The organism is Pseudomonas sp. 1121_17, from assembly GCF_052850745.1.
In genome coordinates this window covers 58240-81757 of record NZ_VXCX01000016.1, presented here as the reverse complement: position 1 = coordinate 81757, position 23518 = coordinate 58240, and the positions used below count along the sequence as shown (strand labels likewise).

Annotated in this window: 16 protein-coding genes and 1 pseudogene; 5 read left to right on the top strand and 12 right to left on the bottom strand. The window is 60.0% G+C overall.

Annotated features, from left to right (window positions below; genetic code table 11):
• Window positions 1-92 precede the first annotated feature (92 nt).
• Genes ccoG through FW789_RS22430 form a run of 3 tightly spaced genes read left to right on the top strand, consistent with a single transcriptional unit; the run spans window position 93 to window position 5096 of the window.
• Complete coding sequence (gene ccoG, locus FW789_RS22440) at window positions 93-1502, top strand: cytochrome c oxidase accessory protein CcoG (RefSeq protein WP_411563057.1); 1410 nt, start codon at window positions 93-95, stop codon at window positions 1500-1502.
• A gap of 39 nt (window positions 1503-1541) precedes the next feature.
• Window positions 1542-2951, top strand: coding sequence for a GntR family transcriptional regulator MpaR (mapR, locus tag FW789_RS22435; RefSeq protein ID WP_446432066.1), 1410 nt, complete (start codon window positions 1542-1544; stop codon window positions 2949-2951).
• Between the two features lie 57 nt (window positions 2952-3008).
• Window positions 3009-5096: an ATP-binding protein gene (locus FW789_RS22430; RefSeq protein WP_446432065.1), complete on the top strand. Its 2088-nt coding sequence runs from the start codon at window positions 3009-3011 to the stop codon at window positions 5094-5096.
• 12 nt (window positions 5097-5108) lie between these two features.
• Here FW789_RS22430 and FW789_RS22425 read toward each other — a convergent pair whose 3' ends face one another.
• The 9 genes from FW789_RS22425 to FW789_RS22385 form a co-directional block, all read right to left on the bottom strand.
• Window positions 5109-5855 (bottom strand): SDR family oxidoreductase, encoded by a 747-nt coding sequence (locus tag FW789_RS22425; protein WP_181107549.1) that lies wholly within the window; start codon window positions 5853-5855, stop codon window positions 5109-5111.
• 58 nt (window positions 5856-5913) lie between these two features.
• A complete protein-coding gene (locus tag FW789_RS22420; RefSeq protein WP_103437528.1) occupies window positions 5914-7449 on the bottom strand; it encodes a DHA2 family efflux MFS transporter permease subunit in 1536 nt (511 codons plus the stop codon).
• Complete coding sequence (locus tag FW789_RS22415; RefSeq protein WP_103437529.1) at window positions 7446-8639, bottom strand: HlyD family secretion protein; 1194 nt, start codon at window positions 8637-8639, stop codon at window positions 7446-7448. Before FW789_RS22415 ends, FW789_RS22420 begins: the two co-directional genes overlap by 4 nt.
• Window positions 8640-8669: 30 nt before the next feature.
• Window positions 8670-9143, bottom strand: a complete 474-nt coding sequence (locus FW789_RS22410; protein WP_101323035.1) for a MarR family winged helix-turn-helix transcriptional regulator — start codon at window positions 9141-9143, stop codon at window positions 8670-8672.
• A 198-nt stretch (window positions 9144-9341) separates the two neighbouring features.
• On the bottom strand, window positions 9342-10979 hold the full coding sequence (pgm, locus tag FW789_RS22405; protein ID WP_411563053.1) for a phosphoglucomutase (alpha-D-glucose-1,6-bisphosphate-dependent): 1638 nt from the start codon (window positions 10977-10979) through the stop codon (window positions 9342-9344).
• 86 nt (window positions 10980-11065) lie between these two features.
• Window positions 11066-13327 (bottom strand): ATP-dependent DNA helicase, encoded by a 2262-nt coding sequence (locus FW789_RS22400; RefSeq protein WP_411563052.1) that lies wholly within the window; start codon window positions 13325-13327, stop codon window positions 11066-11068.
• Window positions 13324-14976 carry a VRR-NUC domain-containing protein gene (locus FW789_RS22395; protein WP_411563051.1) on the bottom strand — a complete coding sequence of 551 codons (1653 nt, stop codon included), beginning with the start codon at window positions 14974-14976 and terminating at the stop codon, window positions 13324-13326. Before FW789_RS22395 ends, FW789_RS22400 begins: the two co-directional genes overlap by 4 nt.
• A gap of 25 nt (window positions 14977-15001) precedes the next feature.
• Window positions 15002-16411, bottom strand: a complete 1410-nt coding sequence (locus tag FW789_RS22390; protein WP_411563050.1) for a hypothetical protein — start codon at window positions 16409-16411, stop codon at window positions 15002-15004.
• Window positions 16412-16921: 510 nt separating this feature from the next.
• A complete protein-coding gene (locus FW789_RS22385; RefSeq protein WP_101319824.1) occupies window positions 16922-17944 on the bottom strand; it encodes a zinc-dependent alcohol dehydrogenase family protein in 1023 nt (340 codons plus the stop codon).
• A gap of 212 nt (window positions 17945-18156) precedes the next feature.
• Between FW789_RS22385 and FW789_RS22380 the strand changes: the two genes are divergently transcribed.
• Both FW789_RS22380 and FW789_RS22375 read left to right on the top strand, forming a co-directional pair.
• A complete protein-coding gene (locus FW789_RS22380; protein WP_103437536.1) occupies window positions 18157-19071 on the top strand; it encodes a LysR family transcriptional regulator in 915 nt (304 codons plus the stop codon).
• A gap of 300 nt (window positions 19072-19371) precedes the next feature.
• A pseudogene (locus tag FW789_RS22375) lies at window positions 19372-20019 on the top strand (tyrosine-type recombinase/integrase); the annotation flags it as partial.
• Window positions 20020-20290: 271 nt separating this feature from the next.
• On the opposite strand, the gene hglS reads toward FW789_RS22375, so the two are convergent.
• From hglS to FW789_RS22360, 3 genes are all read right to left on the bottom strand, one after another.
• On the bottom strand, window positions 20291-21685 hold the full coding sequence (gene hglS, locus FW789_RS22370; RefSeq protein ID WP_446432064.1) for a 2-oxoadipate dioxygenase/decarboxylase HglS: 1395 nt from the start codon (window positions 21683-21685) through the stop codon (window positions 20291-20293).
• A gap of 138 nt (window positions 21686-21823) precedes the next feature.
• A complete protein-coding gene (locus tag FW789_RS22365; RefSeq protein ID WP_446432063.1) occupies window positions 21824-22189 on the bottom strand; it encodes an AraC family ligand binding domain-containing protein in 366 nt (121 codons plus the stop codon).
• A complete protein-coding gene (locus tag FW789_RS22360; RefSeq protein ID WP_446432073.1) occupies window positions 22186-23517 on the bottom strand; it encodes an NAD(P)/FAD-dependent oxidoreductase in 1332 nt (443 codons plus the stop codon). Before FW789_RS22360 ends, FW789_RS22365 begins: the two co-directional genes overlap by 4 nt.
• Window position 23518: the final 1 nt, after the last annotated feature.

Genomic DNA, 23518 nt, shown 5'->3' with positions numbered 1-23518 from the left:
ATACGGTTTTTATCGCTTTAGCTGAGTCTGTGCTGCAAACAGTCACCGGCCCATAGTGCCCGGGTCTGTTGAAGCCCGATGAGCCACGCGACATGAGCGATAAAATTCCGTACCACGTGATTGAGGTAACACCCCCAGCAGCCCAAAGAGGCAGCGGTTACAGCGGCGGCGCCGTTCACACGCGTAGCTTCAGCGGCATCTACCGCAATCTTCGGATCGGTTTTGCCGGTGCCTTGTTTGCCTTGTTCTTTGGTACGGCCTGGCTGGACTGGGGTGGCCGCCAGGCAGTGCTGTGGGATCTTGCCGACAGCAAGTTCCATGTATTCGGTACCACCTTCTGGCCGCAGGACTTCATCCTGCTGTCGGCGCTGCTGATCATCAGCGCCTTTGGCCTGTTTGCCATCACCGTGTTCGCTGGCCGGGTCTGGTGCGGCTATAGCTGTCCGCAAAGTACCTGGACCTGGTTGTACATGTGGTGCGAAAAAATCACCGAAGGCGATCGCAATCAGCGCATCAAGCTGGCAGCGGCGCCATGGAGCGTGAACAAGGTTGCCCGGCGGAGCTTGAAACACGCGCTGTGGCTGGCGATTGCCGTACTTACCGGGCTTACTTTTGTCGGCTACTTCACCCCTATCCGCCCCCTGGCGCAGGAGCTGCTGAGTTTGCAGCTGACGGGTGTTGCCCTGTTCTGGGTGCTGTTTTTCACCGGTGCCACGTACCTCAATGCCGGTTTTCTGCGCGAAGCCGTGTGCATGCACATGTGCCCCTACGCGCGCTTTCAGGGTGTGATGTTCGACAAGGACACCCTGGCCGTCGCCTATGATCCGCGTCGCGGCGAAGCGCGAGGCCCACGCAAGAAAGGCAGCTACCCGCGCGCGCAGCAGCTGGGCGACTGCATCGACTGCACATTGTGCGTGCAGGTCTGCCCGACCGGTATCGATATCCGCCAAGGCCTGCAGATGGCCTGCATCGGCTGCGCCGCTTGCATCGATGCCTGCGACGGGGTGATGGACAAGATGGGCTACCCGCGTGGGCTGATCGGCTACAAGTCCGAGCACACCTTGCAAGGCGGCTCCACCCACTGGCTGCGCCCACGCCTGCTCGGCTATGTAACCGCGCTGGTGGTCATGATCGGCGCCCTGGTGCTCGCCCTGCAGGAGCGGTCGATGGTGTCGCTGGATGTGATCAAGGACCGCGGCTTGTTCCGCGAAAACGCCTTGGGCCAGATCGAGAACATCTACTTGCTCAAAGTCATCAACAAGACCCAGCAGCCACAGCGCTACCAGCTGCGCCTGGTGGATGCGGACGGCTTCGAGCTGCACGGTAGCACCAAATTCACCTTGCGCGCCGGCGAAATGGGCGAGCTGCCGGTATCGGTCGCGATGCTTGCAGAGCGCCCTAGCAGCAGCGCCCAGGACCTGACCTTCGAGATCCAGGACAGCGACGAGCCAAGCATTCGCAGCAGCGCGCGCAGCCGCTTCGTCGCGCCGTTGAACCGCTGATCCCTTACACTGAGCCATCACCATGCCTGCCGACCGCCCATGAAACGCTACGAACGATTTGCCGATGACATTGCTGAACTGATCCGCTCCGGGGTACTCGGCCCTGGCCAGCGTGTGCCCTCTGTGCGCTACGCCAGCCAGACCCACGGGGTCAGCCCGTCGACAGTGTTTCAGGCCTACTACCTGCTCGAGCGGCGAGGTTTGATCCGTGCCAGACCGCGCTCGGGCTATTTCGTCAATGTGCATGCGCCGCAGCAGATGAGTGAGCCGCAGATCATGGCGCCAGTCAGCGAGTCAACCGAGGTTGACGTCAGCGGGCTGGTATTTTCCATCCTCGACTCGATCAAAGACCCCAACACGGTCCCGTTTGGCTCGGCATTCCCCAGTCCTGCGTTGTTCCCACTGCAACGCCTGTCGCGCTCATTGGCCAGCGCCAGCCGCGCGATGGACCCGCGCATGGCGGTCACCGACCTGTCGCCAGGCAACCCGCAACTGCGCCGGCAAATCGCCCTGCGCTACATGGTCGCCGGGCTGATGTTGCCGATGGAAGAGCTGTTGATCACCAATGGCGCGCTTGAGGCATTGAACCTGTGCTTGCAGGCAGTCACCGAGCCAGGCGACCTGGTGGCCATCGAAGCGCCGACGTTTTATGCGTGCCTGCAGGTACTGGAGCGGCTCAAGCTCAAGGCTGTGGAAATCCCCGTACACCCGCGTGAAGGCATGGACCTTGGAGTGCTTGCGCAGACCCTGGACAAGCACCCGGTCAAGGCGGTGTGGTGCATGACCAACTTCCAGAACCCGGTCGGTGCGAGCATGCCCGACCAAAAGAAACAGGAGTTGGTCGAGCTGCTGCGGCGCCATAAAGTGCCGCTCATCGAAGACGACGTATATGCCGAGTTGTACTACTCGCAGCAAGCGCCCAAACCGGCCAAAGCCTTCGACACCGATGGCCTGGTAATGCACTGCGGCTCGTTCAGCAAAAGCCTGGCGCCCGGGTATCGCATTGGTTGGGTCGCGGCCGGGCGCTTTGCGCAGAAGGTAGAGAGGCTCAAATTGATGACCTCGCTGTGCGCATCCATGCCTGCGCAGGCGGCCATCGCCGATTACCTGCAGCACGGCGGCTATGACCGTCACCTGCGCAAGCTTCGTTATGCGCTGGAGGGTCAGCAGGCGAGCATGCTGGCAGCGATTGCGCGCTACTTCCCGGCACAGACGCGGGTCAGCCAGCCCTCTGGTGGGTATTTCCTGTGGCTTGAGCTGCCAGAGCAAATGGATGCGCTAAAGCTGTTTCACATGGCTGCCGCACAAGGCATCAGTATTGCCCCTGGGCCGATTTTTTCGCCGACCCGGCGCTTCGGCAACTGCATCCGCTTGAACTACGGCAGCCCATGGGATGCGAGCGCCGAGAAAGCCATGGAAACCTTGGGGCGAATTGTGAGCTCGTTCTAGCGGTGACCGACCGGTCAAGCTACAGTTGCGCAGTGAGATATAGCGCAGGATGCACATATGCACGACCCTCGACTGCGTGCCTTGCGCCAGCAACTGGACGCCTTGCAGCAACGCAACAACGCCCTTGAAGCACAACTCGCGCAGCGCCAGTCAAGCGAGCAAAGTCTGTATCGCTTTGTCTTCGACACCATGGACATGGGCTGTTGCATCATTGAATTCTTCGACGGCCCGGCAGGCCCACTGAGCGACTATCGGCATGTACTGACCAATGCAGCTTGCTTCACCCATGCCGGGATCGACCCACTGGGCAGAACTATTCGCCAGTTGGCCCCCCGTCAGGCGGACTTCTGGGTCGAGTTCTACGGCCAGGTCTTGCGCTCCGGTGAGCCAAAGCAGCTCGAGCAGACGCTGGACGCGACAGGCAGAATCCTCGCAATTACCTGTTTTCGGATCGAGCCAACAGACTCCCACCAGGTTGCCGTGTTGTTCAAAGACATCACCAAGCAACGCCATGCCGATGCAGCTTTGCAGCAACTCAATCAGCAGCTGGAGCTCAGCTCCAGTGCGGCCTTAGCCGAACGACGTCTGTTTGCCGAACTGGTCGATCACAGCATAGCCAACGTGCATGTCATTGACTGCAGCTTGCGGTGGATGGCGATCAATCACCAGGCCCGGCTGGATTTTCACCATCTCTACGGGCAAATGCCGCGAATTGGCCACTACATGCCCGAGAGCATGGCCGCAAACCTCGATGATCGCGACTTGATAATGCCGCTCTGGCAGCGCGCGCTAGCGGGTGAGCGATTGACCGTAGTCGAGGCATTTGGCCGGGGGGCAGGCAAGCGTTACTTTGAGCTGCGCTTTAACGCACTGCGCGATGCAGCGGACGTTATTCAGGGCGCGTACCTGTTTGCCTATGACGTCAGCGAGCGTGTGCTCAACCAGCAACGCCTGCGCGAGGCTGAAACAGCCCTGCGCCAGGCGCAGAAAATGGAAGCAGTGGGGCAATTAAGTGGCGGCATCGCGCATGACTTCAACAATCTGCTTGGCGCGGTCCTTGGCGCTCTCGAATTAGTTAAGCAACGGATCGACCAAGGCCGCTTCACCGAGCTGGAAAATCTGCTCGAGACCGCTAATGGTTCTGCGCAGCGCGCGTCATCGCTGGTACACCGGCTGCTGGCCTTTTCACGCAAACAGACCTTGCTGCCACAGGCGACCAGGGTAGATCAGCTCGTGGCAGACCTCACCGATCTGATGAATCAAAGCATCGGCCATACGATTGAACTGCGCAGCCGTTTCGCCGATGACCTCTGGCTGACTTTTGTTGATCCGCCGCAACTTGAGAGTGGATTGCTCAACCTTTGTATCAACGCGCGCGACGCATTGCCCAGTGGCGGTTTGATCGAAATCAGCGGGGAAAATTACACCTGTAGCAGCGAGTTGGCGCAGAGGCTTGATCTGCCTGCTGGCGATTACGTACGTGTGGCAATCACCGACAACGGCACAGGCATGACCAGGCAAGTAATCCAGCGTGCTTTTGAACCCTTTTACACGACCAAGCCGCAGGGACATGGCACCGGGCTCGGGCTATCAATGGTTTATGGCTTTGTGCGCCAGTCCGGGGGACAGGTCATTATTCACAGTGACTTGGGCAAAGGCACCTGTGTCCAGCTCTACTTGCCCCGCCATCAAATCCCTATCCCTGCCTCTGGGCAGGACATAGCACAACTGCAACGGGTCGCAGCGGTTCAGCCTGGTCGGCTGGTGATGGTAGTTGAGGACCAGCCAGCCATGCGCACGGTGATCAGCGAAGTGCTTGAAGAACTCGGTCACAGCGTGCGCTTGTTCGATACCGGCACAGCCGCACTGGCAGCTTTGCAAAATGGACTGCAGTCCGACCTGTTGATCACTGATATCGGCCTGCCTGGAGGCCTGGATGGGTATAAGCTTGCCGCCGCCTACCATCAGCTGACACCCCATACCCCCGTGCTTTTCATCACCGGCTACGACCCGCAGAGACTGCCTGGCAACTCACTGCCGAGAGATTCGCAGATACTGCTCAAACCTTTTGACCTTAAGACCTTGGCCCAACGCGTCAGTCAACTGTTGGCGGCGTCAGCACCATCGCAAGCCGGTCCTGAATGACGGGGATTTCGGCTAGCGCCCGCCGCCTAGTTCGATAAAGCTGCCGGTCGAGTAGGACGCCTTATCCGACAGCAGCCAGAGAATCGCCTCGGCGACTTCCTCTGGTTGGCCACCGCGCCCCATCGGCAACCCTGCCTCAAGTTTGTGCACGCGCTCGGCATCACCGCTGAGCGCATGAAAGCCGGTGTGAATATAACCGGGCCGCACCCCATTGACGCGCACGCCTTCGCCGGCCACCTCTTTGGCCAAGCCAATGGTGAACGTATCCAACGCGCCTTTCGACGCAGCATAATCAACGTACTCCGCAGGTGAACCAAGGCGCGCCGCCAACGACGACACATTGACGATCGCCCCACCCTGGCCGCCGTGCCGACGAGCCATACGCAGCAACGCGTGCTTGGCGCACAGCATTGGCCCGACCACGTTGGTTCTCATCAGGTTGAGCAGGCGGAACTCGGACATGTCTTCCAGGCGGCTCTGCGGGCCAATGGTACCAGCGTTGTTTACCAGTGCCGTTACCGGCCCAAGCTCATGGTCAACGCGCTGGAACAGCTGGATGACCTCGTCCTCGACACTGGCATCGGCACGCACGGCAATCGCTTCGGCACCGCGCTCGCGGACCTCGGCAAGGATGCGCTCGGCTGCCTGATCGTCAGCATGATAATTGATGCAGATACGATAGCCTTGCTCAGCGGCAAGCCGCGCTGAAGCAGCGCCGATGCCACGGCTGGCGCCGGTAATCACGATAACCTTGTCCATCGATTGCCCCTGGGCGACTGATGGCACAAGGCTAACGCTTGCTTGCCTGAGTTGACAACTAATGCCCCGCAGAGGCCGGCCCGGCCTTGGCCGTAAACGGCGGCTTGGCAAACCATACCAACAGGATCAGGCCGGCGAATACCCAGGTCATCAGGGTGAAGTAGTCCACCGTCGACATCATGTAGGCCTGGCTGTTGACGATCTGCTCAAGCTGCGCGTAGCTCTGCGGGCTGGCGCCCCCCAGTTGCTCGAGCGTATGCCGAGTGGCGGGATCGTACTGGCTGATGTGCTCGCTCAAATAGGCGTGATGCTGATCGGCCCGGCGAATCCAGATCCAGGTTGTCAGCGATGCCGCAAAACTGCCGCCCAGGGTCCGCAGGAATGTCGCCAGGCCTGAGCCATCGGCGATCTGCTGCGGGGGCAGGTCAGACAGCAGAATGCTCAAGGTCGGCATGAAGAACAGCGCCACGCCGATGCCCATGAACAGCTGCACCAGGGCAATGTGCTGGAAGTCCACCTCGCTGGTGAAGCCGGCGCGCATGTAACAGCTGGCGCCGATCGCGAGAAATGCCAGGCCTGCCAGCACTCGCAGGTCGAAGCGGTGCGCATACTTGCCCACGAAAGGCGACATGATCACCGGCAGCAAGCCAATCGGCGCCACGGCCAGCCCGGCCCAGGTGGCGGTATAGCCCATCTGCGTCTGCAGCCATTGCGGCAGGATCAAGTTGATGCCGAAAAAGCCTGCGTAGCCGCCAACCAGCACGATGGTGCCGACGCGAAAGTTGCGATGGGCAAAAAGCCGCAGGTTCACCACCGGGTGGCGGTCGGTGAGTTCCCAGATGATGAAGATGGCCAGGAACACCACCGAGATCAGGCTGCCCATGATGATGAACGACGACTCGAACCAGTCCAGGTCGTTACCCTTGTCGAGCACCACCTGCAACGCCCCCACCCCAATGATCAAGGTGATCAAACCGATGTAGTCCATCGGTTGCCGACTGGTCACTACCGGTCGCGTGCGCATCTGCTGGCGCACCACGGCAGCGGCGAACAGGCCGATTGGAACGTTGATGAAGAAAATCCACGGCCAACTGTAGCTGTCAGTAATCCAGCCGCCCAAGATCGGCCCGGCAATCGGTGCAACAACCGTCACCATCGCCAGCAGCGCCAGCGCCATCCCCCGCTTGGCCGGTGGATACACTGCAATCAGCAAGGTCTGAGTCATCGGGTATAGCGGCCCGGCGACCACCCCCTGCAACACGCGAAAGCCAACCAGCTCAGGCATCGACTGGGCGATCCCGCACAGAAATGACGCCATCACGAACAACAGCGTCGCCCAGATGAACAGCTTGACCTCACCAAAACGCCGGCTTAGCCAGCCGGTCAGCGGCAAGGCAATCGCGTTGCTCACCGCAAACGAGGTGATCACCCAAGTGCCCTGCTCGTAACTGACACCGAGGTTGCCGGAAATGGTCGGCAAGGCGACGTTGGCGATGGTGGTATCGAGTACCTGCATGAACGTCGCCAGCGACAGACCAATGGTGGTCAGCAGCAGGCTTGGCGGAGTGAACTGCGCAGCCCCGTTGCCGTTCATCGCTGGGCCGTCTTGCCTGCGGCGCTGTTGTCATGGATCAAGCGCGCGATCAGCCGGTCAGCGTCGACCAGTTGGCGCTCATACACCTGTGTGCTGTAGCTGGCTTGTTGCGGAGGCTGTTGCGCCAGGGTCGGGCCGGTCTGATCGTGCAGATCGACTTCAACCACCGTCGACAAGCCGATGCGCAGCGGATGATCGCGCAGCTGCTCGGGGTTAAGGTGCACACGCACTGGCACCCGCTGGACGATCTTGATCCAGTTGCCGGTGGCATTTTGCGCAGGCAGCAAGGCAAACGCGCTGCCGGTACCGGCGCCGAGGCTGTCGATGGTACCGGTGTACTTGATGTCGCTGCCATACAGGTCGGCGCTGATCTCTACCGGCTGGCCGATGCGCATATTGCGCAGCTGGGTTTCCTTGAAGTTGGCGTCGATCCACACCTCATCCAGGGGGATCACGGCCATGGTCGCAGTGCCCGGCTGCAAGCGCTGGCCCAACTGCACGGTGCGCTTGGCAACATAGCCTGTAACGGGTGCAACCAAGGTCGTGCGAGCGTTATCCAGATACGCCTGGCGTACATCAGCAGCGGCAGCCATCACTTCCGGGTGCGAGGCCAACAGCGTGTCGTCGACCAGCGCAGTACTGGTGTTCAGCTGCTGCTGGGCGCTGTCCAAGGCACTTTGCGCGGAACTCAGGTCATCCTGGGCATGGGAGATTTCTTCACGGGAGATCGCCCCGCTGTCGGCCAGGACCTTGCGCCGGTTGTAGTTATCGCGGGCTTTCTTCAATTCCGCAGCGCGGCTTTGCATCTGCGCCTTGAGCGAGTCGACGTTACTGTACAAGCCGCGGACCTGGCGCACGGTACGCGCCAATTTGGCCTCGGAGGACTGCAAGGCAACCTCGCTGTCGGCGGGATCGAATTGCAGCAATACCTGGCCGGCCTGCACCAGATCGCCATCGTCGGCGCCGATACTGGTAACGGTGCCGGTCACCAGAGGGGTAATTTCCACTACGTTGCCGTTGACGTAGGCGTCATCGGTGCTCTCGTGCCAGCGCCCGACCAGGCTGTACCAGGCCCAGGCAGCAGCGCCACCGAGTATCACCAGCAAGAGCACGGCCAGCAGCCAGGTCTTGCGCTTGCGCGAATTTTCGGGAGCCGGGGAAGATTGGGTTGTGTCCGCAGGAGTGGCCATGACAGTACCTTGGGGAATTCGTAACAGGGATCAACGATCGCCGAAGCGGCGGATCGTCAGAGGGTCGCCGGCATTGAGCAGGACCTTGGCCAACAGGCCTTCGAGGGTCTGCAATTCTTCAGGCTGGAGCACGCCGACCAGTTCGTTCATTGCTGCTGCGCCGACTTCGGGCACGCGATCGGCCAGGCGCTGACCGTCGGCGGTCAGCGCCAGGCGCACCTGACGGCGGTCGTCAGGGCAGCGATTGCGCAGGATCAGCCCTTTGTGTTCGAGGCGGTCGAGCATGCGCGTCATTGAACCGCTGTCCAGGCCCAGGTAGCGACACAGCTCGGCCGGGGTGTCGACCTGGTACTGAGTGACGATGATCAGCACCTTGAATTGCGCGGCAGTAACCCCTTCACCCTCGAGATGCGCGTCAAGAATGCGGTCCTTGAGCAGCGCCGCTCGGCCCAACAGCATGCCGATCGTGCAGGTCTGAAAGTTTTCAGGACTGAAATGCGACATTGGCTTGCACCCCAGCTCAGACAAATGTGTGTGCAAATATTACTGCTTAGGCAGTGAATGTCAAAGCCTTGATTAGGGGGCTATGTAAATTGCCGATGATTGGCGGCAACGCCACTTCTCTGAAGGCCGCAAGGCTCGCCCACAAAAAAGGGGCACAAGGCCCCTTCTCTGCTTTCGATATTCAACTCAGCTCGCTTGTCAGGCGATAGCCGCATCCACCAGCACCTGAGCTTCCTTGACCAAGCGCTGCAAATGCGCCTCATCGATAAAACTCTCGGCGTATATCTTGTAGATGTCTTCTGTGCCAGAGGGCCGCGCAGCGAACCAGCCGTTGGCCGTCATTACCTTGAGCCCGCCTATAGCCTGAGCGTTACCCGGCGCGTGGCTCAAAATCTGCTCGATCGGCTCGCCCGCGAGTTCAGTAGATGTCACCTGCTCGGGAGCCAGCTTGCTCAGCAGGGCTTTCTGCCGTGGATCGGCCTTGGCCTCGACTCGGGTTGCGTAGGGCTTGCCCAGCTTCGCAGTGAGGTCGGCATAGACCTGGCTCGGGTTACGTCCGGTGCGGGCAGTCATCTCCGCAGCGAGCAAGGCTGGAATAAGCCCGTCCTTGTCCGTGGCCCAGACCGATCCGTCGCGACGCAGGAACGAGGCGCCGGCACTTTCTTCGCCGCCAAAGCCCAGCGAGCCGTCGAACAGACCCGCAGCAAAGTACTTGAAACCGACTGGCACTTCGTAAAGGGTGCGGCCAAGCGCTGCAGTTACGCGGTCAATCAAGCCACTGCTGACCACGGTTTTGCCCACTGCAGCATCGCTGCGCCATTGCGGGCGGTTGCGGAACAGGTAGTCGATGGTCACGGCCAGGTAGTTGTTGGGTTGCAACAGGCCATCGGCGGTGACGATGCCGTGGCGGTCGTGATCAGGATCGCAGGCGAAGGCCACATCGAAGCGGTCGCGTAGGCCGATCAGGCCCTGCATGGCGTACGGCGAAGACGGGTCCATGCGGATCTGCCCGTCCCAGTCGACGCACATGAAGCGGAAGGTCGGATCGACCTCGGTGTTGACCACTTCCAGGTTCAATTGGTAGTGGTCGGCAATCGCCTGCCAGTAACGCACCCCGGCACCGCCCAGCGGATCGACGCCCAGGCGCAGGTTGGCCGAGCGGATTACCTCGAAATCGATCACGTTTTCCAGGTCGGCGACGTAATTGCCCAAGTAGTCGTGACGCTGGGTAGTGGGCGCTCGCAGCGCTTGCACATAGTCCATGCGCTTTACCCCAGCCAGGTCTGCGCCAAGCAGTTCGTTGGCCTTGGCCTCGACCCACTTGGTCACGTCGCTGTCGGCCGGCCCGCCATTGGGCGGGTTGTACTTGAACCCACCGCTCTGCGGCGGATTGTGCGACGGGGTAATGACAATGCCATCTGCCAGGCCGCTCTGGCGGCCGCGGTTGTAGCAAAGGATCGCGTGCGACACCGCAGGCGTTGGGGTGTACTCATCGTCCTTGGACAGCATCACCTGCACGCCGTTGGCGGCCAGCACTTCCAGCGCGCTGGCGGCCGCCGGCGCCGACAGCGCATGGGTGTCGGCGCCAATGAACAGCGGCCCGTCGATGCCTTGCTGCGCACGGTACAGACAGATGGCCTGGGTGATCGCTAGCACATGCGCCTCATTGAAGCTCAACTCAAGCGACGTACCGCGATGCCCCGAGGTGCCGAAGGCCACGCGCTGGGCTGCCACGGACGCATCAGGGCGGCCGGTGTAATAGGCGGTCAACAGGCGGGGAATATCGACCAGCACACTGGCCGGAGCCGGCTTGCCTGCCAAAGGACTGAGCGTCATGCAGAAACCTCGAGTTCAACGAATGTGAGTGTTGGAACACGCAGTGTACTGGGAGTTGCAATGCCGTGCGATGGGGCCTGCCGGGATTATTCGCTAGCTATCTGCCACCATTTGGGAAACATCTGCTGAACACGTGTTTCAGCAAAGCGCTCGTCAATCAACAGCAACACGCCGCGGTCCTGATCGCCACGAATGACCCGCCCTGCGGCCTGGATTACCTTGCGTACGCCGGGGTACAGATAGGCGTAGTCAAAGCCGGCGCCGAACTGCCGGCCCAGGCGTTGCTTGAACTGCTCATTGATCGGGTTGACCTGCGGCAGACCCAGCGTGGCAACAAATGCGCCGATCAAGCGGGTCCCCGGCAGGTCGACGCCCTCTCCGAATGCGCCGCCAAGCACCGCAAAACCAATGCCCTCGCCATCCGGGACAAAGCGCGCCAGAAACACTTCGCGCGCAGCTTCGTCCATGCCGCTGGCCTGCTCCCAGCGCGGCAACTGCGGATAGCGCTCGGCAAGCAGTGCAGCCACCTGTTGCAGGTACTCGAAGCTGCTGAAAAAGGCCAGATAGTTGCCAGGCTTGCTGCGGTACTGCTCGGCGATCAGCTCGACGATAGGCGCCAGTGACGCCTGCCGTTCGCGGTAACGCGTCGACACCTGGCTGATGATGCGTACCTGCAATTGCTCGGCCTGGAACGGCGCGGCAACATCGAGCCAGGCCGTGTCGGCCGGCATCCCAAGCAGATCAGCATAGTAATGCCGAGGGCTGAGCGTGGCAGAAAACAACGTGACACTGCGCGCAGCGCTCAAGCGCGGCCCAAGCAGGCGGGCCGGGACCACATTACGCAGGCACAGCGTGCTCAGGCGTCTGTTACGCGGGCCATTACGCACGCTGACATCAAACAGGAAGTGCTCGTCGAACAGCTCGGCAATGCGCGTGAACTGCAGGGCCTGGAAAAAAAACTGCAGCAGCAGCGGATCAATGCCCAGCGGCGATTGGTTGAGCTGCTCCTGGATCAAGCCAACACATTGTTGCAACGCCCCGATAAAGGCTTCTGGCAGGCGCTCGCCGGCTTGATACGGTACACGCTGGTCTTTATGCAGGGCATTCCATTGGCGGTTGAGCCGATCCAGCGCGCTGCTCAGCCCTTGCGGTTTGCTTTGCCGAAGCGTCAGCAACTGGCCCTGATCGAAACTGGCGCTGTACATCGCCCGACCACGCTCGACCAGGTTGTGTGCTTCGTCCACCAGCACTGCCACGCGCCAATGATTGAGCTGCGCGAGGCCAAACAGCAATGCGTGGGCATCAAAGTAATAGTTGTAGTCCGCCACTACCACGTCAGCCCAGCGCGCCATCTCCTGCCCCAGATAATAAGGGCACACCTGATGCGCCAGCGCGACCTCGCGCAACGCTTCGCGATCCAGCAGCGGCACAGCGCCAGCGGCCTCGCGGGCAGTCGGCAGGCGATCGTAAAAGCCTTTGGCCAGTGGGCACGACTCGCCATGGCAGGCGTTGCCCGGATATTCACAGGCCTTGTCCCGAGCGATCAGCTCAAGGCTGCGCAGAGCCGACTGCGGGCTGGCAGCGGTGAGCTGGCGCAGGGCATCCAGGGCCAGTGCCCGCCCCGGGGTCTTGGCGGTCAGGAAGAACACTTTGTCGAGCTGCTGCGGCACCACCGCCTTGAGCAATGGAAACAAGGTGCCAAGGGTCTTGCCGATGCCGGTACTGGCCTGGGCCATCAGACAGCGACCGGTGCTGACGGCCTTGTACAGTGTCTCGGCCAACTGGCGCTGGCCCTGGCGAAACTGCGGGTAGGGGAAACTCATTGCCTGCAAGCCCTGGTCGCGCGCTTGCAAACGTTGCTCCTGTGCCTGTGCCCAGGCAAGAAAGCGCTGGCATTGAACCTCGAAAAACAGCTGCAGGTCTGCTGCGCTGTAGTGCTCGCTGATCAGCGTTTGGCGGTCGCTGTCGACATCCAGATACACCAGCGCTACGTCGATGCTGGGCAACTGCCGCGCCTGGCACAGCAACCAGGCGTAGACCTTGGCCTGCGCCCAATGCAACTGTCGATGGTTGGCAGGCTGGCGCGCCAGATCACCGCGGTGGGTCTTGATTTCTTCGAGGCGGTTGCGCGCCGGATCATAACCATCGGCGCGGCCACGCACCTGCAGGCTGAGGTATTGGCCTTGCAGGCTGACTTCAGCTTCATAACCCACCTCGCGGCGTGCCACTACCCGGCGATGGCCGGCGATGCCCTCCTGCGCAGTGGGTGATGGGGTAAAGCGCAGGTCGAGGTCGCCAACCTTGGCGCTGAATTCGCACAAGGCGCGCACGGCGACGGTATAACTCATGCCTGGGCAGCCGCCCAGCGCACATGGCAGACGGTAACCGGCAGGCCGTGTTCGCGGCAGAATTCGATCCAGCGCAGTTGATTGTCCTGGAGCCGATCGCCCGGTCCTTTGACCTCGATCATGCGATAGCTGCCCTGCTCCGGCCAGAACTGAATCAGGTCAGGCATGCCTGTGCGGTTGTTGCGGATGTCCTGCAGCAAGCGCAGGAAGCACTGTTTCAGATGCATTGCCGGCAGGCAGCTCAGGGCCAGTTCAAGCAGCTCCGCGGGCAGCATCGACCAGAACACGAACGGCGACTGCAGGCCATATTTGGCCTGATAACACGCGCGGATCAACTCGCCATGGCTGGCATCATCGAGCCGCCCCAGGCAGCTGTCGAACAGTGCGCTGCGGCGCTCGCGAAAGTCAGCGTCATGCAAGTCCTGCGGCGCGCTCTGAAACGGGTGAAAAAACGCCCCGGTCACGGGCGCGAAGATCGGTTCCCAGCACAGCAGCCCGAACAAGCTGTTGAACAAGGTGTTCTCGACGTAGTGCACCGAGCCACCCTCCTGTGCCAGGTGCTCCTGCACGGCCCGCTCCACACCCAGCGCAGCCATCTCGGCGGGCAGTTCGAGTTCGAGGAGGGTAACCGCGCCAGCCTGCCGCCGCGGCGTCGGTGGCCCGCCGAGCTTGCGCGCCAGACGCGGCAACATGCGCGCCAGGGCCTGCGTTTCGAGCGGGTTGGCAGGCGCACTGGCCATCTGCTCCGCAAGCGTATGCGCCCTGCTCCACTGCTCGCTGCGCTCGTGTACACGCACCTGGCGAATACGTGCCTCAGGGTGCCGGCTCTGCTCGTAGACCGCCAATGCCAGCTCCCATTCGGCCAGACGTTCGCAATGCTGACCAACGCTGAACAACAACCGCGAGCGCCGCCGCGCCAGCCAGGGGTTGTCACTGTGCAGGCCATCGAGTTCCGCCAGCAAGGTTGCCGGTGCCTCGCCCTGCTCCAGGCGCTCGGCGCAGTGATGCAGGGCCATGGCCAGGTCGACTTCGGCACGTTTGCACAGGGCGCGCGAGTCATCACTGAAGGGGACCTTCTCAAAGCGCAGCACGCCGGTATCGGCGAGCACGAAGTCCGACCAATCCTGATAGAGGTTGCCAAAAAACAGCAGGCGCAACCGATCACACAGCGGCTGCAATCGCCAGTGGATGACCTTCACGTCAAAGCCGGCGAACCATTGGGACAGCGGCCTTGGTTCCAGTTGCAGGGCTTGCAGCTGCAGCAGCAGATCAGCCTTGGCTGCTCGAGGCCTGGCCAATTGCGCGGCAAAGCATGCTGCCAGTTCGTCCTTGCGCAGCAAGGCAAACAACTGCTCAAGGGTCAGAGGTGCGCGCTCGCAGATCCAACCCAGATCCACTAGCGGTCGCAGGGCTGAGTGGGCATCACCAATCTCGGCATAGGTCAGCTTGTCAGTGCGAAACAGCTCACCTTTGCGCATCACCATTCGTACCAGCAGCGCCTGAGCGGGCTGCGGCAGGCGCTCGAACGCAATCAGAAAAGTGTGCTCGGATTCATCGAGCAGATCGTGGTAACGCTGGGCGACCCACCCCAGCACCTGGCGAAAATTATGCAGGTAGTAGAGCGGATCATCGACGGAATGGGCAATCACGGTACGGGTCAGGCAGCGGGGACAGCTACTGGTTATACATACAGATAGCCGATCCTGGCAAGCACTCCTGATCAGTGGTCGTCAGCTCATCGGCACTGCGCAGCAAGCACAGGGCCATGTCGCGTCGGGCCAGGTACTCCAGCATGCGCCTGGCGGGCTGCCCCACCTGCCGCCCATACACCGCACGCAACTGCACCAGGCTCATGCCGCTTGCCTCGACCAGCCAATGCAGGACGCCATCGGGGCATGTTTTGCCCAGCAGGGCCCGATGCAGGTAGGGCATGGCCACCAGCATCCCCGGATGATAGCACTCGATAAAGCTCACCAGGCCAGCACCGTGACCGGCAAATGGGGCATGCAGCAAACAGATCAACTGCTTCTCGGTCAGTTCCAGCACCTGCATCAGACGCGCTTGCGCCATTTCGTCGGCGGCCTGTTCTGTGCGTGGTTTAAGGCCCAGCCGCAGGTTTGCGCCCTTGACCCGACGCTGGACAATGCGCACGCGCAACTGGCGAAGCTGGGTCAAGGCATCCACCTCAAAACACACCGCCAGCGGTGGCAGACACTCAGCCGCGACGAGGGGCGCTTTCAACAGCCGCTCGAGCTCAAGGTCTGCCGGCTTTTGATCGAGCAGGTCGCCAACTGCGATCACCTGCAAGGACGCACCATCGCTGCTATCAGTAGGCGCAAGCGCAGCTTGCGACGGCGTAGCGACAACGTCATGCAGCCAGGCCAGCGCCCTGATCAGGTAGGCGATATCCAGCGAGAGCGGGTGCAAGCCGGGCTCATCAGCCAGGCGCAAACAACGCCGGCACCACGCCAGGTAACGGTACCGCTGGCGGGGCGGCAGCAGGGTGATCAGTGCCAGTACGCCTTGCGCATCGCTCAGCACCTGGTTACACGCGCTGGCCATCTGCAAATGCAGGCGGCTGCCAAGCAGCGCCTCGGGCGCGCCGCCATTGAGATGGCCAAACAGCAATAACGCATCGCGGGTCGGTATCCAGTCCGCGTGCTGTGTTTGCGGCCTGCGGCTGAAGGGCACCAGGCGCTGGCCCTGGATCATCAGCAACTCCACGCGCGGATCGTCCTGCAGAAACAAGGTGCTGAAACACCGCTCGTGATAGTCCAGCACGGCCTCGCTGGCCGCCGGCAGCGAGGCAACCAGCACTTTCAGCCTGAACGTCTGCGGCGCACGCTGGGCGATGGTCAGCTGAGCTGCGCGCAGCGTGCTCAGCAACAAAGCGCTGTCACGGTCTGCGCCGTGAATCACCAGCAGTTGAAACTGGCCAAGACAGTCAACCCCTCCCGCTGCGACCATAAGCCGTTGAATCAGCAGCTGCATCGAAGCGCGCAGTGCTTGCGACATATGCTCCATCAAGTGATCAAGCACTTGCGTGTAGACATATTCCAACGCTTCTTCATGGATATTGCTCATGACGGCACTCCCTGTTTCAGATCACTCATCCTCGAACTACCAAGTATGGGTAATCTCACTGTGTCGATAAACTTTTGGGAAATTTCCCACAAGCAATTGCGAAACCATGGCTTAGTTGCTGAGCTTCACATCCTCTAGGCGCAAGCGCTCGCTCGCCCCTCCTCCGGACCAGCGCCTGAGCGCCTGTGACTGCGGCGCGTGCTGTGAGCCTTGCAAGCTAATGAGTTCGTCCTGAGCGATTAACGTCACAGCTCTGGGAATAAACTCTTCATCCAAGAATTAACGAGAAAACCATCAGCAAGCAAGCACAACAATCAAGCAGCTCAATCGTAAATTAGACGGGGAAGTTTCAGCGACAGGGTAAGCTGTAGGATATTTACTTAACACGTGTAGGATTTGTCCGAAGTAACGCTTTGATACGGAATTAGCCGCAATCAACAACGAAAAAGGGCCGCAATGCGGCCCTCTCAAAGGTGGGACTGATTACCGCCAGCCTGGCGGCAGCAGGTTTCAAACCTGGCCCATGTCCAGCACCACCCGGCCACCGCATGGGCACTCGTCCATGTAGCGATGAGCCTCGACCACCTGGCTGAACGGATACACCTTGATGATCTGCGGCGTCAGTAACTGGTCAGCCGTGAACTGGTTGATATCGCGTAGCGCGCGCTGCAAGGCAACCTGGTCCTGGCTGATACCAAGCTCCGGCTTGCCGATGAAGTTGCCGATGCAGTGCACGTAGAACTGGATGTTCTTCTGAAACGCAGCACACGCTGGGAATGGCGTCTGGTTGCCACCCTGCAAGCCATACAGCACCAGGCTGCCACGCGGCGCCAGAACATCGCCCAACAGCGACATCTGCGGCCCACCCAGGCCGTCGAGGACCATGTCCACGCCGCGCCCGTCGGTGTACTTGCCGATCTGCATGAGCAGATCCTGCTCCTCGGTGACGATGACTTTGTCAGCGCCCAGGCCCAGGAGGTATTCGCGCTGTTCCGGGTCCTTGGTTGCAGCAAACACCTTCAAGCCCAGCGCCTTGCCCAGCTGTACAAACGCCGGCCCGGCGCAATGGCTGGCATCAGTGACCAGCGCGGTCTGGCCGGCTTTGGCCCGCGCCAGATCAACGTAGGCGAAGTAGGCAATGAGCAACGGCGTGTAATGCACGCTCGCTTCGACCGGAGAGAGAATGTCCGGGTAGCGGGTGATCGCCGTGCGCGGCAAGACGATAACGTCACCGTACACCGGATGATCATTGGCGCTGGTGGCCGGGAAGCTCGCTACCCGATCACCAACGGCTATATCGTCGACGCCAGCGCCTACTGCGGTGACAACGCCGGCCATTTCCTGACCGATGCCGGCTGGCAAGCGCGCCTTGGACGGTGCCAGGTTCTGCCGCCAGAGCACGTCATACCAGCTGACGCCAATCGCTTCGACGCGGATCTGCAGCTCGCCGGCAGCGGGCGACGGCGCGCCCTGCTCCTCGATGCGGAGCACATCGGCGGCGCCGAAGGAGTGGAATCGGATCATGCGGGACATCGCATACCTCGCCTGTGTGAATCTCGTATTACCACGAACTTTATCCGGGCTTTCACCGTTAGACCATCAGTGGCGATTAATAGTCGACATGCCTGTCATTGATTGGGCCCCCTGCAAAATCGCAGATTGGCTCCCGGAAATCGGTGCAGGGTAACAGCCTTTGGCCGTAAGATTCACCCCTGCCCACCTCTGGCGATAGGCTAAGCGCATCGATGAACCGTAACGACCTGCGTCGTGTAGACCTCAACCTGCTGATCGTGTTCGAGACCCTCATGCACGAACGCAGCGTGACCCGCGCCGCCGAGAAGCTGTTCCTCGGCCAGCCCGCGATTAGCGCTGCGCTGTCGCGCCTGCGCAATCTGTTCGACGACCCGCTGTTCGTGCGTACCGGCCGCAGCATGGAGCCTTCGGCGCGCGCTCAGGAAATCTTCGCCCTGCTCTCCCCCGCGCTCGACTCGATCTCTACCGCCGTCAGTCGCGCCGCCGAGTTCGACCCGGCTACCAGCACCTCGGTGTTTCGCATTGGTTTGTCCGACGACGCCGAATTCGCCCTGCTGCCGCAGCTGCTCAAACGCATTCGCGCCGAGGCGCCAGGTATCGTGCTGGTGGTGCGCCGGGTCAACTACCTGTTGATGCCGACCCTGCTCGGGTCAGGCGAAATTTCGGTAGGCGTGAGCTATACCAGCGACCTCCCGGCCAACGCCAAGCGCAAGGTGCTGCGCCGCAGCAAGCCCAAGCTGCTGCGCGCGGACAGCATGCCCGGCAGCATCACCCTGGACGACTTCTGCGCCCGGCCGCATGCGTTGGTGTCGTTCGCTGGCGACCTGTCCGGGTTCATCGATGAAGCGCTGGATGAGATTGGCCGCAAGCGCCATGTGGTGCTGGCGGTGCCGCAGTTCAATGGACTTGGGAGCTTGCTGGGCGGGACCGATATCGTCGCTACGGTGCCGGATTACACCGCCGCAGTGCTGACAGCAGGCGGTGGGTTGCGGGCCGAGGATCTGCCGATTGACGTGCAGAGCTTTGAGCTGCATATGGCCTGGCGTGGCGCGCAGGATAACGACCCTGCGGAGCGGTGGTTAAGGTCGCGGATACAGATGTTTTTTGGGGATCCGGATAGTCTATGAACGACGCCCACTGAGCTCCAAAAAATCTATTATAAACAAGTAGTTGTGTAGAGCCCCATTCCAATACCGTCTGTCCAATTCCACAGGAATTCGAAGCTCGCGGGGGCATGATTGGGCGCAAATCTCGATGTGTTAAAAACGGTGCCCCCACCGATGCCCACCAGATGAAGCTCTCCTTTTTCGACGAAAACTCAGCGATGCCTTTATCCGCTCACTGTCCGAACCTGGCAAACACGCTGATGGAGAATCCCTGGTCTTTACCTGGAGGTGAGGGCATCTAGCAAGGTCGGAAAACCGCTTTCCATTGAAGCATTGAAGATTCGCCACATCGTTACTAGCAATCCAGCGATCGAAAGGCCAGCCGACCTGGGAAGATTTCTTCTACGCCTATAGGACTGCAACAACGGCAGCGTCGCAACCGCGATGCGTCTGCTGGTCATGTTACCGGTCCGCCCTGGCGATTGGTGCAAATGCGCTGGGAAGATGTCGACATCGTGGGCGCCGATTGGCGTTACGTGGTGAGCAAGACCAAGCATCAGGACAAGAGCAAACACATCGTGCCGCTGCCTGAGCAAGCCTTGGTTCTGTTGCGCGAGCTACATAAAACCCGCGTGGTGGATGAAGACGGTATAGGCTGGGTGTTCGTCTCGCCAGTCTGCCCAGGACGCCCCATGAACCCGACCTCCATGCTTAAGTCATTTCAGCTTATCTGGCCAGAGTACACCATCACAGCCCACGGCTTTCGAGCCACCTACAGAACCATTGCCCACGAGCACTTGGGTATTGATCCAATCGTGCTCGAATCATCTCTATCCCACCGGATGCCAGGTGCGCTTGGAGCTGTATATGCGCGCGCAATTACTAGTGCAACGCCGAGAGGCCGCACAACAATGGGCGAACTATCCAGAAAAGTTACGGCAAAGTTCTGCGCGTACAGCAAGAAATTAATACTCTAGAGTTCACAAAAACGGAAGGCTTATCACGCTGTTGCCATACTTATCCGAGAGTCCGGGGCGATTCAGTTGAGCGCTGATCGATGAGGCCCCACGGTTCGAACAAATCACCTCGCGATGCGAGGCTTGTGCTTGTAGTTGATGGATGGTTGCTACCAAACCCGCTGACTCTGAACCCGCGAGATTTTCTCACATCATCGTCAGAGCAAAGGAAAAATGGCGCACATATGGGATGTGCGCCAAAGGTTGATCACTGGAGAGAAATGCTACACAGCGTGGATGGCATTAAGCGACGACTTCAGCGAGTTGGCCTGGATCGCTTCATACAGAGGAAATTCGTTCCGCACACTGCTACCCAGTGCTTTTTCGAACTCGCTTAGGGAGGATCCAGACAAGCCCGCTTCCGAAGCCTCGCTGCCCAGATTGGACTGGAAGATCCCCGCGGCACTGACGGGCAGGAAGTCCTCATAGATCACAGGACTGTATTTGATCAGCCCTCTAGCGATCAGTTCTTCCAAAGACCATTGCTTCAGGTCTGCACCCTGATAGCTCGCGAGCCGATCTTGCGCTGGGTAGTACCTGACAAACAACAACCCCTGATCGTGCAACGTTTTGAGATCGTCAGGGAACTCTTGGAATACCCGCTCCATGATTTCGGTGTATTGCAGTGCGTTGGCTTCCGACGGAGCTGCGCCGAGTTCAGCCTTTGCCGCTAGCAGCAACTTGTCATAGAGCGCACGACCTTTTGGAGTCAATGCAGCACCCCGCTGCTCGATCTCGCCGAATCTAGCTGAGTGACTGCCTTTCACATCACCCTCTTCACCGGGGAACGCGATGTGCTCATTCAGGGCCTTGAAGCTGGTCTGACGCAGCAAGATGTCGACCCTCCTTTTCGGAGGCCCTTCGATTACCGCTTTAGGGACAATACCGTGGGACGCCATATCGGCCTGCACCCGATCGATATCGAGAGTGCGAGGAGTCAGATGGTTAATATGAGGGCCTTTGAATGCCACCACATCAGCGATGAGGCGATGTTGTTGCTGGAGCTTGTTAAAGGCGTCATGGCTGACAGTCGCGGAGCTGTGCCATCTGAAAGTCTCCAACGCCTCTGCGACGAAAATCTCAGCCTGATCTGGCGTCAGCCCGCCGCTAGCCTCATGCAGTTGGATCAGTTCCATTGCTTTTGGAGTGAAAATGTTCCTCGCATGGAGGGCGTCATGAGCGACTTGACGGAGCTGCGCGTCGTCGATGAGTTCCAACCTCAGAAGAGAGGTGAACACTCGGAAAGGACTCTTGTTAAGTGCCCCCTCTTCAACAGCCCTGAATGCCGTCGCGTGTACCGGAACGCCAGCAGGTGCGAGGTCGTAGTAACCAACTGGCTCCATCCCCATGACGGCGAACAACCGGCGCAGCGTCGACAGCTCGGATGGTGTGCCCACACGAATCGCGCCATGGCGCTCCGCCGACAACCGCTCCATTTCTCCGCTTTGGATCAAGTTACGCTCAACCTGCGGATCGCCCTGCAAGATACTCGCATTGACGTGTGCCACCAGATCCAGAAGTTTTCCGTACTGAGGCACTTCGCTCTTGTACATCTCAGACATTGCCGCCGAGAAAAGCCCCCGGATTTCATCTTTGTTTTTAAATGCGCTAGTGGTCATAAATACTCCTAACCCACGATCGAGGCTCGCAATCGCTGGTTGATGTAAACAGTTGGCTCATGTTCTTTCAGACCCGTGTTAGCTGGGAGTAACGCCAAAGTTGACGCGGATCTGATGCCATTTCGGGTATGCGTGCGGCTAAAGCGAATGTCTTTTTTTCCAGTCGCCTGGATAGACGACGTATCCAAAAGTCGCATGACCCGAGTATTCGAGGACGGTATTTTCAGGTATCCAAAGAAGCTGACCGGGGCGTACGTCGTACCGCTCCCCGTTCGCCTTCAAGGTGAAACAGCCTTCGAGGACGAAGATCACTTCGTCATAGAGGACTGTCCACGCAATTTCAGCACCTTCCCACTTGCCGAACCCTATTCCTAGGTTCGGAGAGATGTCGTCGGACAAAGCCCGGACCACACCGGCAGTTCCCGGAGGACCACCGCGATGAGTGAACTCTAGATCCCGGTGGTCGACGACAAAGACTGGGGTTCTGCCGGATGTGCACGTCATAGTTCGCTCCGACTGTTCCATGCGGCCCAACGGATACGCGTACGAACGCCCATGCCCAGGAAAGGTTCTGGTGGGTTAAGAGATGGCATGCCGCTGACATGGCGAATGTCGTTCAACAATGATGAATCTGCGCCTACAACACTGTCAGCCAGCAGCGTGCCACCGATCGTTCCCCAGGCAGCCCCAACACCGTTATCACATGCTGACGCGTACACCCCCTCCTCAAGCTTTCCGAAGAAGTTTGTGAAATTTCGAGAAATGGCGTAAGACCCACCCCAAGTGTGGGTGAACGGCACATCCTGTAAATGAGGATAGCGACGGAGCATTGATACCCGATGTTTGTCACGGATCTTGTTCTTCAGATCGTCACCGACACTCTGCCCATAATTTGGAACGTGCTGGTAAGAGTTGCGAATGATCAAACGACGATCTTTCGTCATGCGAACCGTCGTTCCTGCATGATCCGCTGGGGTGAGACCCCAGTCTTCCTTGATACCAGTCGCATTCATCTCAGCCTGCGTGAGAGGGCGAGTCCAGCTGGCGAAGGTCATCACAGGCAAGAGGCGGTTTCTCAGATAGCCGAACTCTTGAGTGAAAATGCTAGTTGTCAGTAGCAGACTGTTGGTGTGAACCGATGCTCCAGCTAGCGCTACAGTCCAACTACCATTGCTTCCCTTGCGCAGGCCGGTCACGGGCGAATTCTCGAACAACTGAACGTTTTCCGGTAGCGAGTCGCCCAGTCCACGTACCAGCGCAGCTGGCTGCATCAGATAACAGCCTGGAGTGAAAACAGCTTGGCTGTAGTGGCTGGTACCCAACACTTCCTTCAGGCGGGCACGTTCCACGACTTCGAACGGCTCACCCAAATTGCGCATAAGTGAAACAAAATTTTCGAGGTACGCAATCCCTCGGTCACCTACTGCCCCCTGGTACTTGCCAGCGTGCGACCACTGGCAATCGATGTGGTGGGTTTTGACCAGGCCTTCGAGCTTGGAAATCGCGGAGCGGTTCAGCCGCAATAGCGCTTGTTTGAAGTTGGGATCCGGATGTTCCAACGCCATCTTGTGCGGAAGATCGATCACGAACCCGGAGTTACGGCCCGAAGCACCGAATCCGACACGCTGAGCATCAATCAAAAATACCTTGGCTTCAGGCTTTAATTCCGCCAGGCGACGAGCAGCAGCAAGGCCGGCAAAACCGGCACCGATGACAACGTAATCGGCGCGCTGTTCACCCTGCAGAACTTTTGCGCAAGCAGGCTCCGGAAGAACGTCATACCAGCCACAGTCGTGGCTATCGTTAGGTAACTTGATAGGTCGATTGTTCATC